This window comes from Erysipelotrichaceae bacterium 66202529, assembly GCA_017161075.1.
GTDB lineage: Bacteria > Bacillota_I > Bacilli_A > Erysipelotrichales > Erysipelotrichaceae > Clostridium_AQ.
This window is the reverse complement of the sequence record CP046174.1, coordinates 3,637,143-3,650,475: the sequence shown is the minus strand read 5'-3', so window position 1 is coordinate 3,650,475 and position 13,333 is coordinate 3,637,143. Positions and strand designations below refer to the sequence as shown.

The window sequence follows — 13,333 nt, the reverse complement described above, 5'->3', positions numbered from 1 at the left end:
AGGAGTAAGTGGTGAATGCTGTACTATGTGTAAAAGGCTTCTATAAGGATAGCGGCCATACAATATGGAATAAGAGAAACAGAAATCAGTCTTATGAGTAATAAGCTGTTTGCTGAATATACGTACTCGCAGTTGGCGAGAGAATGGAGGCAATTATGGATGAACGCTATGATGTCATCATTATCGGCGGAGGCACTGCCGGTCTGGCAGCCGCAATCTATGCAGGCAGAGCCGGACGAAAAACGCTTGTGATTGAGAAGGGAAGCTTTGGAGGAAGAATCAACGATACCCGTGAAATTCGAAACTATCCGGGTGTGATCACAGACAGCGGTGCCGGACTGATGCAGAAGTTTAAGGAGCATGCACAGGCCTATGCCACCAATACCTTTAAACGGACGACGGTTACGGCAGTGGATGTGATGGAGGATGGTACCTTTCTTGTACACACAAAGCGCCGCGGTGATATTATCGGGGACTGTGTGATTCTGGATACGGGGACAAAGCCGAGGGTCCTCGGTATTCCGAATGAGAAAGAGCTTGCCGGACACGGGGTTGCCTATTGTGCTACCTGTGATGCGGAATTCTTCAAGGATAAGGAAATCTATGTGCTAGGAGCCGGTGATCAGGCAATCGAGGAAAGCGGATATCTTACAAACTTCGCAAAAAAGGTAACCGTAATCGTTCTGCATGAGAAAGGCCATCTTGACTGTAACGAGGTAGCTGCACAGGAGGCATTCGCCAATCCGAAAATAGATTTTGTATGGAACACCACCCTGCAGGAAATTCTTGGGGAGGAGGAGGTACGCGGGTTGCTTCTGAAAAATGTCGTAAGCGGAGAAACAAGGGAAGTAAAAGCCGATGGTATTTTCTTCTTCGTCGGTATGGTACCGCAGACAGAGTTTGTGCAGAATCTGGTTGCCTGTGATCCGAAGGGCTATATCCTTGTAAATGAGAAAAAGGAAACAAATGTTCCGGGAATTTATGCAGTTGGTGATTGTACACAGACCTTCCTGCGGCAGGTAGTAACATCGGCGGCAGACGGGGCAATCGCAGCAACCGCAAGTGAGCGCTATGTCAGTGAACGCCGGCAGCTGAAAAAGATACTTACACCGGATTCCGGCAGAGTTGCTTTCCTGTTTTATAACCCGTATGAAAGCTCACAGATTGAACAGGTAACACAGCTGGAGGAAGCATTAAAGGATGATTATAAGGTGGTGCGTCAGGATATCACCAGACAAACTCTGCTGTATCAGCTGCTGCAAATGGATGGAACTCTGTCCAGTGCGATGTTTGAAAATGGCAAGCTGATAAAAAAGAATGCTAAAGAGGCATAAGAAAACCATAGAGAATGGAGGAATGAAATATGGGACAGCCTTTCGTATTTCCACATGGAGTAACGGTATATGATCCAAAAAAGTGTTGGAACGGGTACACGATCGTACCCTTGATCAATGATGGCGTACTGCTGTTTGATATGAATGGAAATGAAATACGCAGATGGAATATGCACGCTATGCCGCCCAAACTTTTACCTGGCGGCTATGTCATGGGACTGAGCGGCTATCGTCACCCGGATTACGGGATGCAGGACGGTGTAAATCTGATTGAAATTGATTATGATGGAAATATTGTCTGGGAGTTTGATAAATTTGAGAATATCAACGATCCCGGCAGAGATCACCGCTGGATGGCACGGCAGCATCATGACTACCAGCGGGAAGGCAATCCTGTGGGGTATTATGTACCGGGGATGGATGCCAAACCATTGGAAGGAAATACCCTGATTCTGGTTCATCAGACGATTAAAAACCCGGCGATATCTGATAAAAAACTGCTGGATGATGCAATGATTGAGGTGGATTGGGAAGGCAATATATTGTGGAAATGGTCAATTTCCGATCATTTTGATGAGCTGGGCTTTGATGAAGCCGCAAAGAATATCCTCGCCCGTGATCCGAACATGCGTTCCAGTGACGGTGGTGTGGGAGATTATCTCCATGTGAATTGCATGAGCTATCTGGGGCCGAATAAGTGGTACGATCACGGAGATTTGCGCTTTAAGCCTGATAATATCATATTCGATTGCCGTGAAGCGAATATTCTGGCGATTCTGGATAAAGAAAACGGTAAAATTGTATGGAAAATCGGTCCGGATTTCAACGCGACACCAGAGCTGAAAAAGCTGGGCTGGATTATCGGACAGCATCATTTCCATATGATTCCTAAGGGCCTTCCGGGAGAAGGAAATCTTATGGTGTTTGATAATGGCGGCTGGGGCGGCTATGGAGTACCGAATCCGGGCAGTAAAAACGGTTCTAAAAACGCCCTGCGTGATTACAGCCGTGTATTGGAATTCAATCCGGTTACACTGGAAATTGTATGGAAGCTGACACCCAAGGAGCTCAATCATGCGATTCCAACCGATGCCAGTAAGTTCTATAGTCCCTATGTATCCAGCGCCCAGCGTCTTCCAAATGGAAATACCCTCGTGACAGAAGGAAGCGATGGACGTATAATAGAGGTAACACCGGAGCATGAAATCGTATGGGAATGGATTTCCCCGTATTATACACACAATGAAACAGGGCCGAAGAATAATATGATCTATCGAGCCTACCGTTATCCATACAGCTATGTACCACAGGAGCCCACACCTAAGGAAATAGCGATACCACGCATTGACAATACTACCTTCCGTATGCCGAATGCCGGTGCACTGGGAGCTAAGAAGGTCATTGATGTGGAAGGAACACTGCCGTATTATCCGGATGTGGCACTGTGTGTAGCGACGGATGATGAAGAGGATATGAGTAAGCGGGAAAAGGTGTTCTCCATAGATACTGAGCTTTTTGAACCGGTGACAGGTATGTCGGAGTGGAATGACAAGGTTTTAAAGATCACGGAAAAGCCGGTGCTGGTTTTATTCGGTGCGGAACGCTGTGTTCATTGCAAGGCACTGCATCCAATTTTGGAGGAGGCTTTGCAGGAGGAATATGCGAACAGCTTTATCATTCGCTATGTTGATGTGGATGCCAACAAGGATATTGTTACGGCATGCCATGTGCAGGGAATTCCTGTTGTAGCGGTATATCGAAACGGTGAGGAAATGCAGCGCTTTAACGGGGAGCACGATTATGATGATATCTGTGATTTCCTGGATGCGGCGTTTGCCTGAGGTCCTGTAGATAGAGAGGGTGATGCTCATGCCAAAGGATGGGACTGCTTTGTTACCAATGTTTGCCCATCGCTGTATGCGGCATACGGTATATGGTAAAAAACTGCGGTATGAAACATACAAAAGCTCGCAGGTACTGCGTTCTTTGAATGATCCGATTGATTATTTCGGTCTGGTTGTAGAGGGCGTGTTAAAGGCTGAGCAGTATACGAGTCAGGGAAATGTATTGTGCAGTGCTTATTTTGAGGATAATGATGTATTTCCGGAGCTGCTGTATTTTACAGGGAAGCGAACGTATACGTATACACTGGTTGCTGTAAAGCGGACGACGGTTGCCTGGATGCATGTAAGTGATATGGAGGACATGCTGAAGGAGGATACGGAAATGATGAAGGCCTTCATGCTGTATCTGTCAAAACGCGGTTTGCGTAACCAGATGCTGCTGAGCTGTCTGATGTATCAGACGATACAGGAGCGTGTTGCATACTGGCTGCTGAGCATGAATCACTTATCGGAGCATGAACGGATTCCCCTCCCACGTTCTCAGACAATTTGGGCGAATACCCTGCATGTGAGCCGCTCCTCATTAAATCAGGAGCTGAAGCGCATGGAGAAGGAGGGAATCTTTCGGATTGACGGACACGTGTTGATTCTCCTGGATCAGAAAAAGCTGGAGGATATTCTGTAATTATTAAGAAAAGCAAGTCTTAGCTGCATGCTTGTATGCAGATCGTTAAGGCTTGTTTTTTTACCCATTTATAAAGTGCAATGACTTTCCATTATCCATATGATAAAATGTAAGTAAAGATTAGAATTTCGCGGAGGTGGGAATAGATGAATATTGGTTGCATTGTGAGTAGTATAGGCTGTTTGTTTTTTCTAATGCTCGCTCTTATTTTTACACTTTTAAAAGAGAGAGGAGCTATACTGATCAGCGGATTTAATTCTCTATCTGAAAAAGAAAGAGAGTCATACGATAAAGCAAAAATGAGTCAAGACCAAAGAAATTTATTTCTTATATGGGCCGTTATTTGGGGGATTGGCGCTATCTTATCTTATTTATTTACGCAATATATAGCGATTATCGCATGTATTATATGGCTAATTATCTTTTTTAGAGATGTACATTTTGATGAGGAAAAAGCATTTGGGAAATATAAAAAATAATCAATACCGATTTCGCAATTAAAGTATTTGATTTGAAAAGGAGAATAAAGCAATGAGTAAATATGATTCTTTGTGGGAATATGTACAGAAAAATGGAAATCAGTCGATTCAATTGACTTTTGATGAAATTGCTGACATTGCAGGGATAGCCATAGACCATTCATTTTTAAAATATAAAAAGGAACTAATGGAGTATGGTTATCAAGCTGGTAAAATATCTATGAAAGAGGAAACGGTGATTTTTAATAAAATAGAAGAGTAATTCTAGTTTATTAGAGTAATATAGAATAATGAAAATTAGAATTTGTTAAGGGAGCAAAGTAAGATAATGAACGATAAATTAAAGCCCAAAAAGATAATAAAAATCATGTATAATTGTTTAATTTTATTTGCTGCTATACTAGCAATCATACGTTGGATAAGTGCTTTCAATAATGAGATAGTAGTTATCAATGCAGAAATAAATTCTCATATTTCAAATTTTGCATTAAGTTTAATATTCTATTTAGGTGTTGGTTTTACTTGGATTTTGCAAAAAATGACATTTAAAAAAATAATTATATTGGGCTTGTTTATTATTATCGCAAATATTGTATGTGAAACAGTAATGGGTTTTATGAACACAACTGATATAATAGATGCTATATACGGTATAGTTGGAACTTTACTAGGTTTTTGTTACTTGTTATTAGTAAATAAATATGGATTAGAAAATATCCATGATGAAAGTTAAGTTATATACAAATTCCAGTTTACTGAACTGGGAAATTAGAACTTGTAGGAGGAAAATTGAAATGGATATGAAAAAAGTTAAGTGGACAAGAGAACCACGAGATTATAGCATTTCAGAAGACAAAATTGAAATCATTACAAAACCAAAAACAGATTTATGGCAGAGAACTTATTATCACTTTCAGAATGATAATGCCCCTGTTTTGCAAATGGAAACAGATAAAAAATTCTTCAGTTTTATAGTAAAAACAAATTTTGAAGAAAGTCATAATCGCTTTGATCAATGTGGAATTGTTATGTATCTTGATAGTGAAAACTGGTTAAAAGGATCTGTCGAATATGAGAATAAAGAGTTTCAGCATCTTGGCAGTGTAGTAACCAATAATGGATATTCCGATTGGGCAACAACAGAGATTCCCGCTTCTGTAAAGTCTATCTGGTATCGATTGAGTAGACGAGAGGATGATTATTGTATTGAGTGCTCCGAGGATGGAATAAGATTCAAACAAATGCGAGTATGTCATATGTATCACGGAGGAGGTCGAATTCGATTCGGGGTATATGCTTGTTCACCAGAGGATTCCTCTTTCAAGGCTGTTTTCACAGATATGAAATTGACAGAATGTATGTGGAAAGCACATGATGGTCAGCAACCTGATTAATCAGCAGAATTAAGGTTGCAAATTTATAAATTAAAATTTATTTTCCGAAGGAGGTTCATATGAAAATAAGTGAAATGTTACAGGATGATATTGGGCTTGTCCTACCCTTTTATATTGAACAATATAACGTATACGAGGGAAACTGCTGGACAGAAAAAACGGCAGGAAAACGTATACGGCAGTTATTTAGTATCAACGATAATTATGCACTTATTATGAAGGACTGCAACAATAAGGCAATAGGGTTTGTGATAGGTTATTTCAAACAATATGGTGATCTTTTTGCATATACTTTAGAAGAAATTGTGATTTCACATAATGAGCAGAATAAAGGCTATGGAAGTATGTTACTTGTAGAGCTTGAAAAAAGAGTAAAAGAAAAAGGTGGTGCGGGAATAGAATTACAGGCTGTAAAAGATCAAATGCATGAGAAGTACTATGGAAAAGCGGGTTACCGTGATGCTAATAATTTTACTATTAAGTGTAAATGGTTTTAATAAATCCCTTTGATTTGTAAGATTATGAGCATACCTCACAGTGCAAAATCCCAGTTTATCAAAAAGAAATCTAGAAGTTGTAGGAGAAGAATGTATTATGAAAAGAGCCAGTAGCTACTTTTTAGTGTTGTTTATGTGTGTCATGTTGACAGGATGTAACAACAATTTTGCTTATAAAGAATATAATGCCAGAGATAAGATTGCAGAAACAGAAGATATAAGAATAGTTGTCAGAAAGGTTTACAATCCTATATCATAGAAAAGAAAAGGGAAATCAGAATTTGATACAAGATAGGAGGTGTGACGAACATGGAAACAGATGGAACAACAATACCAGATACAAGTTTCAATGCTGTAGATTTTGGCAGTGGTAAAAGACAAAAGGATGGTATACTCTCTGTTCGCTGGCCTGATGGTGTATGCTTAAAAATACAAAAGGATTGGATGTATTCATTAACGATTGAGCGTGACGGTTATATATTCACCCGTCAAAGATTCAAAAAGAATGATAAACAGCTCTTGATTTGGGTAGAAAGAATGGCAAAGGATATTTCTAATGGAAGATATACTACCAAAAAAACCGAAAAAGAGATAATTTTGGATATCATCACAAAAAGAAATTTAGCAAGCTTTATGAACAACACAAAGTGGCGAGAATTACGTATAGGAATGCGCAAGGAATTGCCATTTATTCCCCCATATGAATATAAAACTCTTTTTGATGACAGTAACTACATTTCAGAAGATTATGTCCAATATCTTATTAAAAATGAAGGACCAAATTGCTTTTGCAGTTTGGATGAGGAAAGCTTTAATTTCTTAAACTATAAAGCGATTGAATGGTTAAAAGTTAGACCGCGCTTTTTTACGGAAGAGGGTGGACAGTTGGTAAAAAAGAAAGTATGGTATGATTGTGAAAAGGAATTTACTGAAATCCTAAAAAAATATTCGATACCATATGAATTAAAAAATGGAGTTTATACCATTTATGGATATAAATAGTCTGTATCAAAAATAACATCAGTTAAGCGATAGCTTTCAGTTCATCTTAGAAATACGGGCAGACTGTATGAAAGAGGAATAGAGGAAACGGTGACGGATGCTTATCAGAAAATTGCTGGAAAAATTGTATACAAAGGAAAAAATGTTGTATTCTCTATAAAATACCAAATTTTTAAAACTTATATTCACAGAAATAGAAAGATATGCTACATTATGAGTAAGAAAGTAGAGGGAGCTGTTATGAAATTAGGTATTGCTGGAGCAGGTATGATCGTAATACAGGGCCTGCTGGAATTTGTACATGATATAAAAGGAATAGAGCTTGTCGGCATCTGTGCGACCAAACGTTCTGAAGAAAAGCTGAAAAAACTAAGTGAGGAGCATGGCATCACATATATGTTTACTGATTATGAGGAAATGCTGAAGCTGGATGAAATCGATACAGTATATGTAGCTGTGAACAACCATTTGCATTATGAGTTCACCCGGAAAGCCATTCTTGCCGGAAAGCATGTTATTTGTGAAAAGCCGTTCACGGTTCATGTCGATGAATTAAAGGAGCTGATTGCACTGGCTGAGCAACAGCAGGTTATGCTGCTGGAGGCAATTACCAACCAATACTATCCAAATTATATCGAATTAAAAAAGCAGCTGGAGAGAATAGGAAACGTACATGTTGTATCCTGTAATTATTCTCAGTATTCCTCCCGTTTTGATGCATTTAAACGCGGGGAGATTCTGCCTGCATTCAATGCGGATATGGCAGGCGGTGCACTCATGGATTTGAATGTATACAACATACACTTCAATGCAGGCTTGTTTGGTATGCCTAAGGATGTACAGTATTATGCAAATATTGATAAGCGTGTGGATACATCAGGTGTTTTAGTGCTGGATTATGGTACCTTTAAATCCGTATGTATAGCCGCAAAGGATTGTGCGGGACCTTCGCAGGCAGTGATTGAAGGAGAAAACGGTTATCTGGAGGTGGAAGGCTCTGCTTCTGTTTGCGCGGCGGTAGCCTACTCATACCGTGATACTCATGAAGAAGGTCGTTTCAATTCTCATCCGGATGTACATCGTATGAAATTTGAATTCGTAGAATTTGAACGTATTTTGCGTGAACAGGACTGGAAGCGTGTGGAGGAAGGACAGAAGGAAAGCCTGATTGTTATGGAAATCATTACGCAGGCCAGAGAGAAGGCAGGTCTGTAGCCTGAACTAGGAAATTCTGAATTTGATCATGCGGAGCTTCTTTTCCAAAGCTCTTAATAAGAGGTTTCTCATACTGCAGATTACAGATTGATCGTGGTGTGGAAATCTCTTTTTTCCTTTATGGAAAGCTCGAACGATAAAAAAACAAGTGGAAATCTTTTTTATACATTATGGAAAGCTCAATCAAAAAAGAAAATAAAAGGAAAAACAGAGTTTGAAGTCGTTTCCTTTTTTATCTGCATAAAGCTAGTTAATCGCTTTTTACCTTTTCTGCTTTGATTAGGATGCAGCCATAAGGATGCTTTAGGATACCTTGCGGCTCATGCTACTGCAGCTGTACAAGCTCCTTCTGCTTCATATTCCCTTAAAGCTAACGAAAAATATGGCTTGACATATACTTCAAACATAAAAATGTCCCATTAGAAAGCAGACTATAGCGAAAGGTGTCTTTTACGGATTGATATATTTTCATAGATTTTATTTTATACATGACAGCTTTATCGCAAGGAAACGCAATATATATGGTATGATTGAAGAAAATCACAAGAAATCGCAATTTGTATTCCGATTACAATTTTCGTATACTGTCATCAGGAAGGAGAACGCAATGTGAAGATACCAACCTTTGAACGCCGCAATGAAATAACCAGAATGCTGCAGGAGCAGGGCTATGTGAAGGCACAGCAGCTTGCAGAGCAGTATCAGGTAAGCATGGAAACCATTCGCAAGGATTTAAAATATCTGGAGGCTGCGGGAATTGCTCGTAAGGAATATGGCGGAGCAGGACTATCGCTGCTCGATGTGGAACACACGCTTCCTGTACGAATGGAGCATGTGTCAAAAAAACAGGAAATTGCCCGTTATGCTCTTAGCTTTCTAAAGGATGCCAAGGTAATTTTTCTGGATGCTGGAACGACCATACATGAGCTTGCGAAGCTGCTGAATACCTGCCGTCCTCTGGATATTGTGACCAATTCGCTTCTGGCCTGGGAAACACTGGATGCATCACTGCATAATGTATTTCTGACCGGAGGAAAGAAACGGGAGAAAAACCGTTCTCTAACAGGCAGCTGGTGCGTACAGGCAATCGAATCCGTGCATGCGGATGTATGCTTTTTGGGAACCAGCGGTATATCTGAACGGAAAGGACCAACCACACATTCCTATCAGGAGCTGGAGGCAAAAAAGGCTATGATACGTCAGAGTGAAAGAATTTATGTTTTAGCGGATAGTGATAAATTTCAGGAATCCGGCTTTCATACCCTGTGCAGCTGGGAGGAAATTGACGGTATCATCACGGATGCTTCTTTATCCGCGAGAGCTTATGAGCATTATGAAAAGCAGGTGCCGATCTGGATGGCACAGGAGGATGGATATGAAGAAAATCGTTAAAATACTACCGTTTTATGAACCGCGTATGTGGGGCGGCGGAGACCGTCTGGAAAAGGAATTTCACTATCATACAGATGTCAAGCCGCTGGGAGAGGTATATAATGTCGTGGCACTGAAGGGGCATGCGGATTGTGATGTTCCGGAAATGAAGCTAACATTGTCCGCATTATACAAGGAATACCCGCACTGGTTCAACTGCGATACAGATGAGCTTCCCGTGCGCGTCAATATACTTGATCCCGTCGCTGATCTTTCCGTGCAGCTGCATCCGGATGATGCATTTGCCAGAGCATACAATGGCGGACGAGGAAAACCGGAAGCATGGGTAATTCTGGATACAACTGAAAATGGAAGGATTCAGTTTGGACATAGGGCGAAAACGATTGAGGAATTTAAAGAGAAAACTGAGCAACAGGACTGGGAGGGACTGCTGAAATATCTGAAAGCGGTCAAGGATGCGTTTATTGATATTCCTGCCGGTACACTTCATGCGATTGGAGCTGGTGTGCTGACATATAATATATCCAGAAATGCAGATTGTACGTTACGCTTATATGATTATGACCGTAAGGATCCCTCTACGGGAGAAAAGCGTGCTATACAGCCGGAACAGGTTTATGAAAATGTAAATATGCCGGATACTTCAACGGAATTTGTACTGTATCCTTCCAGCTTTGAGCGTGGAATTCATGTGACAAGATACTGGGATGAGCCTGGACTGTACACCCTGATGCGTCTGCAGGTTGAAGAAAAGGGTACCTTCTCACATCCGCGCTTTGCGTTTTATACGTGTGTTGAAGGCGAAGGAAGCATACAGGGAGTCTCAATCAGAAAAGGAGAGACTGTGCTGGTACCGGAGGGTATGGGCATGCTGGAGTTTAAAGGAAACATGGATGTCTTTTTGGCATCCTATCGAAATGAGAAGGAGGATTAGCTTATGAAGCTGCAACTGGCATTGGATGATATTACACTGGAGGACGCGATAGCCCTTGTACACAGGGTACACGATTATGTCGATATTATAGAAATCGGTACACCGTTTGTGATTGCATACGGTATGGAGGCCGTACGTGTGATGAAGAAGGAATTTCCGGAAAAAGAGCTTCTGGCAGATTTGAAAATTATGGATGCCGGAGATTATGAGGCAGAGGAAGCCCTACAGGCCGGAGCGGATTATGTTACAGTTTTGGGAGTTACCGATATTCTGACAGTCAAGGGCTGTGTCGCAGCGGCTAACCGTTATGGAAAACAGGTTGTTGTGGATATGATTTGTGTGGAGGATATGCCAAAGAAAATAGCCCAGATGGAGGAAATTCAGGCACATATTGTTGCTGTACATGTCGGTGCTGATCAGCAGGCGGCAGGGAGAGAGCCGCTTCAGGATTTAAAGCTGATGAAGCAATGTGTAAAAGCAGCCGGTGTATCTGTGGCCGGAGGAATCAATGGAAACACAATTTCCGATTATGTGGCGTTGGAGCCGGATATCGTCATAGTAGGCTCCGGTATTACGCATGCACAGGATCCAGTCAGGGAAGCTGAACGGATTTATAAAGCGGTACACAGCAAATAACAGCATTCACATTTATACTGTGGGAAAGCTGAAGCAGCTGCATATGTCTATGAGCATGTTATATAGAGGCTGTAATTGTAATATTGTCAGCTAGCTGTTAACGGATGAACTCTTGTTTGTGCTAGGGGGATTTATGATAAAACATGACAATTCTTATACGCAGGAACAGGTAAAAGTGATGCTGTAAGCAGCCTATGAAAGTATTAAAAGAATGAATAACAAATAAGCATAGCGTTGAAGATGGTAAACTCAAAAACGCTATGTTTATATGTGTTCTTAAACATTCATATTTACAGAATATAAAGAGGTCTTTATTATAGACAATGAACTTTGTGATTATTCTATTTCCTTTAGTATCATGAAGCTAATAGATATATCAAAATATGAGTTATCTAATTTTTATCTATGATTTAATAAAAATGGAGAAATTTTAAAATATTTTAGGAATTACAACATTTCCTTTCGTATATAAGAGTGTAAGGAATAACCTTGCAGAAACGAGGAAATGTCAAATGACAAGAAAACAACAAGAAGATGTATTGAATTACCGCAACGATTTGTTCTTCAAGTACACCCTCTCTCGTGAGGATGAAGGCTCCATCTTTGCACGCAACACCATTATCGAACGTGTGACCGGGATACGGGTTAAGGAAAGTACGGTTATGAATCCTAATCTGGACCCCAAGACCATCGGAAAGAAAAAGATTATTTTAGATGTCCACGTAAAGGATGAAAACGGCCAGCTGTTTTGCATCGAAATGCAGACAACGTTTACTGAAACAGAATTGAAGCGCTTTGAGTTTTATGGGGCAAGAGCGCTGAATGATCAGTTAAACAGCGGGGAGAAGTATGAGCTATTGAAGCCTGTCCATCAGATAATTTTCATTGATGAATATCCATGGAATAATCAAAATCTGATGAATCATTACCAAATGCGTACCGAAAAGGGAGAGGTGGAGAATAAAAAGGCACTGATAAAACGCAGCTACATACATCTACCGGTAATCAATGAGCTGGTAAGGAAGCAGGGGATTTTGAAGTTGAATGACTTTGAGCAGTTGTGTTAGGTTCTGCCCTCTGGGTATCTGTTTGAAAATAATGAAAATGATGCTATACTAAAAACGAAGGAAAGGCTGGTGAAAGTGTTCGTGGAAAAGTACAAGGAAATGCAGAAAAATGACAAGCTATGGTCAACGGCAATGGCAATTCAGATGGGAGAAGCACGCTATCGCAATGGTCTGAATGACAGCTATAAGGAGGGTCTTGAAAGAGGGCTTGAACAAGGATTAGAGCAAGGATTAGAACAGGGAATTGAAAGAGGTATTAGAAAAGGAAAGGAAGATGGAGAACGGTTGCTTCTGAAAGGTCAGATTGAGAAAAAATATCATGAGGATGCCACAAAATGGTTAAAGACGCTTACATCAGAACAGCTCATTTTGATATCAGAACAGCTGTTTACCTGCGATACACTCGGTGATTTAAAAAAGAAAATAATAGATAATGATGAATAATTAAATCTAAACATGTTTTAAGAGTTGCTTTATAGGAAATCCCTATCTATAAGGCAGTTTCTTATTGCTGAAAGATGAAAGGCATTTGATTGCAATTAAGTTATCGTCAATAGTCATTTCTGTCATATAGGTATTGAATTTCCTAACAGATAACATATAATGGAATTAAAATAAGAAGCCATGACAATTACTTACAGACAGATACTCGTACAGATAAGCTTGATTTAACGATCACAACCGCAACAGTCAATCGATAATAAGAAGATATAGCATTATCAGATATTGGTGATGCTATGTTTTTTATATCGGGTAATAAGAGCATTTGCATTTGAATATGGCAGATCATTAACTGAAATAAACAGTTGACATTTCAAAGGACATCCTGTACAGTATAAGTGACTTAGTAAAGA

Annotated in this window: 14 protein-coding genes and 1 pseudogene; all 15 read left to right on the top strand. The window is 40.2% G+C overall.

Going from position 1 to position 13,333, the window contains the following annotated elements; genetic code table 11:
* Window positions 1–155: 155 nt before the first annotated feature.
* The 15 genes and pseudogenes from GKZ87_17220 (at window position 156) to GKZ87_17150 (ending at window position 12,923) form a co-directional block, all read left to right on the top strand.
* Window positions 156–1,334, top strand: a complete 1,179-nt coding sequence (locus tag GKZ87_17220; protein ID QSI27100.1) for an FAD-binding protein — start codon at window positions 156–158, stop codon at window positions 1,332–1,334.
* 29 nt (window positions 1,335–1,363) lie between these two features.
* The gene (locus GKZ87_17215) at window positions 1,364–3,175 is read left to right on the top strand and encodes a thioredoxin (protein QSI27099.1); all 1,812 of its coding nucleotides are present in this window, start codon (window positions 1,364–1,366) and stop codon (window positions 3,173–3,175) included.
* A gap of 28 nt (window positions 3,176–3,203) precedes the next feature.
* Entirely contained in the window at window positions 3,204–3,863 is a 660-nt protein-coding gene (locus tag GKZ87_17210; protein ID QSI27098.1) for a helix-turn-helix domain-containing protein, read from the top strand.
* A gap of 146 nt (window positions 3,864–4,009) precedes the next feature.
* Window positions 4,010–4,342, top strand: coding sequence for a DUF3784 domain-containing protein (locus GKZ87_17205; protein ID QSI27097.1), 333 nt, complete (start codon window positions 4,010–4,012; stop codon window positions 4,340–4,342).
* 52 nt (window positions 4,343–4,394) lie between these two features.
* Window positions 4,395–4,604, top strand: coding sequence for a hypothetical protein (locus GKZ87_17200; GenBank protein ID QSI27096.1), 210 nt, complete (start codon window positions 4,395–4,397; stop codon window positions 4,602–4,604).
* Window positions 4,605–4,670: 66 nt separating this feature from the next.
* Entirely contained in the window at window positions 4,671–5,075 is a 405-nt protein-coding gene (locus GKZ87_17195; GenBank protein ID QSI27095.1) for a hypothetical protein, read from the top strand.
* A 61-nt stretch (window positions 5,076–5,136) separates the two neighbouring features.
* A complete protein-coding gene (locus tag GKZ87_17190) occupies window positions 5,137–5,736 on the top strand; it encodes a DUF1349 domain-containing protein (GenBank protein ID QSI27094.1) in 600 nt (199 codons plus the stop codon).
* 59 nt (window positions 5,737–5,795) lie between these two features.
* On the top strand, window positions 5,796–6,233 hold the full coding sequence (locus tag GKZ87_17185; GenBank protein ID QSI27093.1) for a GNAT family N-acetyltransferase: 438 nt from the start codon (window positions 5,796–5,798) through the stop codon (window positions 6,231–6,233).
* 97 nt (window positions 6,234–6,330) lie between these two features.
* Window positions 6,331–6,492: a hypothetical protein gene (locus GKZ87_17180; protein ID QSI27092.1), complete on the top strand. Its 162-nt coding sequence runs from the start codon at window positions 6,331–6,333 to the stop codon at window positions 6,490–6,492.
* Between the two features lie 50 nt (window positions 6,493–6,542).
* Complete coding sequence (locus tag GKZ87_17175; GenBank protein QSI27091.1) at window positions 6,543–7,235, top strand: hypothetical protein; 693 nt, start codon at window positions 6,543–6,545, stop codon at window positions 7,233–7,235.
* Window positions 7,236–7,475: 240 nt separating this feature from the next.
* Window positions 7,476–8,450 (top strand): gfo/Idh/MocA family oxidoreductase, encoded by a 975-nt coding sequence (locus GKZ87_17170; protein QSI28006.1) that lies wholly within the window; start codon window positions 7,476–7,478, stop codon window positions 8,448–8,450.
* 609 nt (window positions 8,451–9,059) lie between these two features.
* A complete protein-coding gene (locus tag GKZ87_17165) occupies window positions 9,060–9,842 on the top strand; it encodes a DeoR family transcriptional regulator (GenBank protein ID QSI27090.1) in 783 nt (260 codons plus the stop codon).
* Window positions 9,826–10,776: a mannose-6-phosphate isomerase gene (locus tag GKZ87_17160; protein ID QSI27089.1), complete on the top strand. Its 951-nt coding sequence runs from the start codon at window positions 9,826–9,828 to the stop codon at window positions 10,774–10,776. Before GKZ87_17165 ends, GKZ87_17160 begins: the two co-directional genes overlap by 17 nt.
* A 3-nt stretch (window positions 10,777–10,779) precedes the next feature.
* Complete coding sequence (hxlA, locus tag GKZ87_17155) at window positions 10,780–11,412, top strand: 3-hexulose-6-phosphate synthase (protein ID QSI27088.1); 633 nt, start codon at window positions 10,780–10,782, stop codon at window positions 11,410–11,412.
* 512 nt (window positions 11,413–11,924) lie between these two features.
* Window positions 11,925–12,923 (top strand): annotated as a pseudogene (locus GKZ87_17150) (Rpn family recombination-promoting nuclease/putative transposase).
* Window positions 12,924–13,333: the final 410 nt, after the last annotated feature.

Coding starts and splice junctions, on each gene's coding strand:
- GKZ87_17210 (QSI27098.1), top strand. CDS start 3,204: ATGCCAAAGGATGGGACTGCTTTGTTACCAATGTTTGCCCATCGCTGT.
- GKZ87_17180 (QSI27092.1), top strand. CDS start 6,331: ATGAAAAGAGCCAGTAGCTACTTTTTAGTGTTGTTTATGTGTGTCATG.
- GKZ87_17160 (QSI27089.1), top strand. CDS start 9,826: ATGAAGAAAATCGTTAAAATACTACCGTTTTATGAACCGCGTATGTGG.
- GKZ87_17195 (QSI27095.1), top strand. CDS start 4,671: ATGAACGATAAATTAAAGCCCAAAAAGATAATAAAAATCATGTATAAT.
- hxlA (QSI27088.1), top strand. CDS start 10,780: ATGAAGCTGCAACTGGCATTGGATGATATTACACTGGAGGACGCGATA.
- GKZ87_17175 (QSI27091.1), top strand. CDS start 6,543: ATGGAAACAGATGGAACAACAATACCAGATACAAGTTTCAATGCTGTA.
- GKZ87_17220 (QSI27100.1), top strand. CDS start 156: ATGGATGAACGCTATGATGTCATCATTATCGGCGGAGGCACTGCCGGT.
- GKZ87_17190 (QSI27094.1), top strand. CDS start 5,137: ATGGATATGAAAAAAGTTAAGTGGACAAGAGAACCACGAGATTATAGC.
- GKZ87_17205 (QSI27097.1), top strand. CDS start 4,010: ATGAATATTGGTTGCATTGTGAGTAGTATAGGCTGTTTGTTTTTTCTA.
- GKZ87_17215 (QSI27099.1), top strand. CDS start 1,364: ATGGGACAGCCTTTCGTATTTCCACATGGAGTAACGGTATATGATCCA.
- GKZ87_17185 (QSI27093.1), top strand. CDS start 5,796: ATGAAAATAAGTGAAATGTTACAGGATGATATTGGGCTTGTCCTACCC.
- GKZ87_17170 (QSI28006.1), top strand. CDS start 7,476: ATGAAATTAGGTATTGCTGGAGCAGGTATGATCGTAATACAGGGCCTG.
- GKZ87_17200 (QSI27096.1), top strand. CDS start 4,395: ATGAGTAAATATGATTCTTTGTGGGAATATGTACAGAAAAATGGAAAT.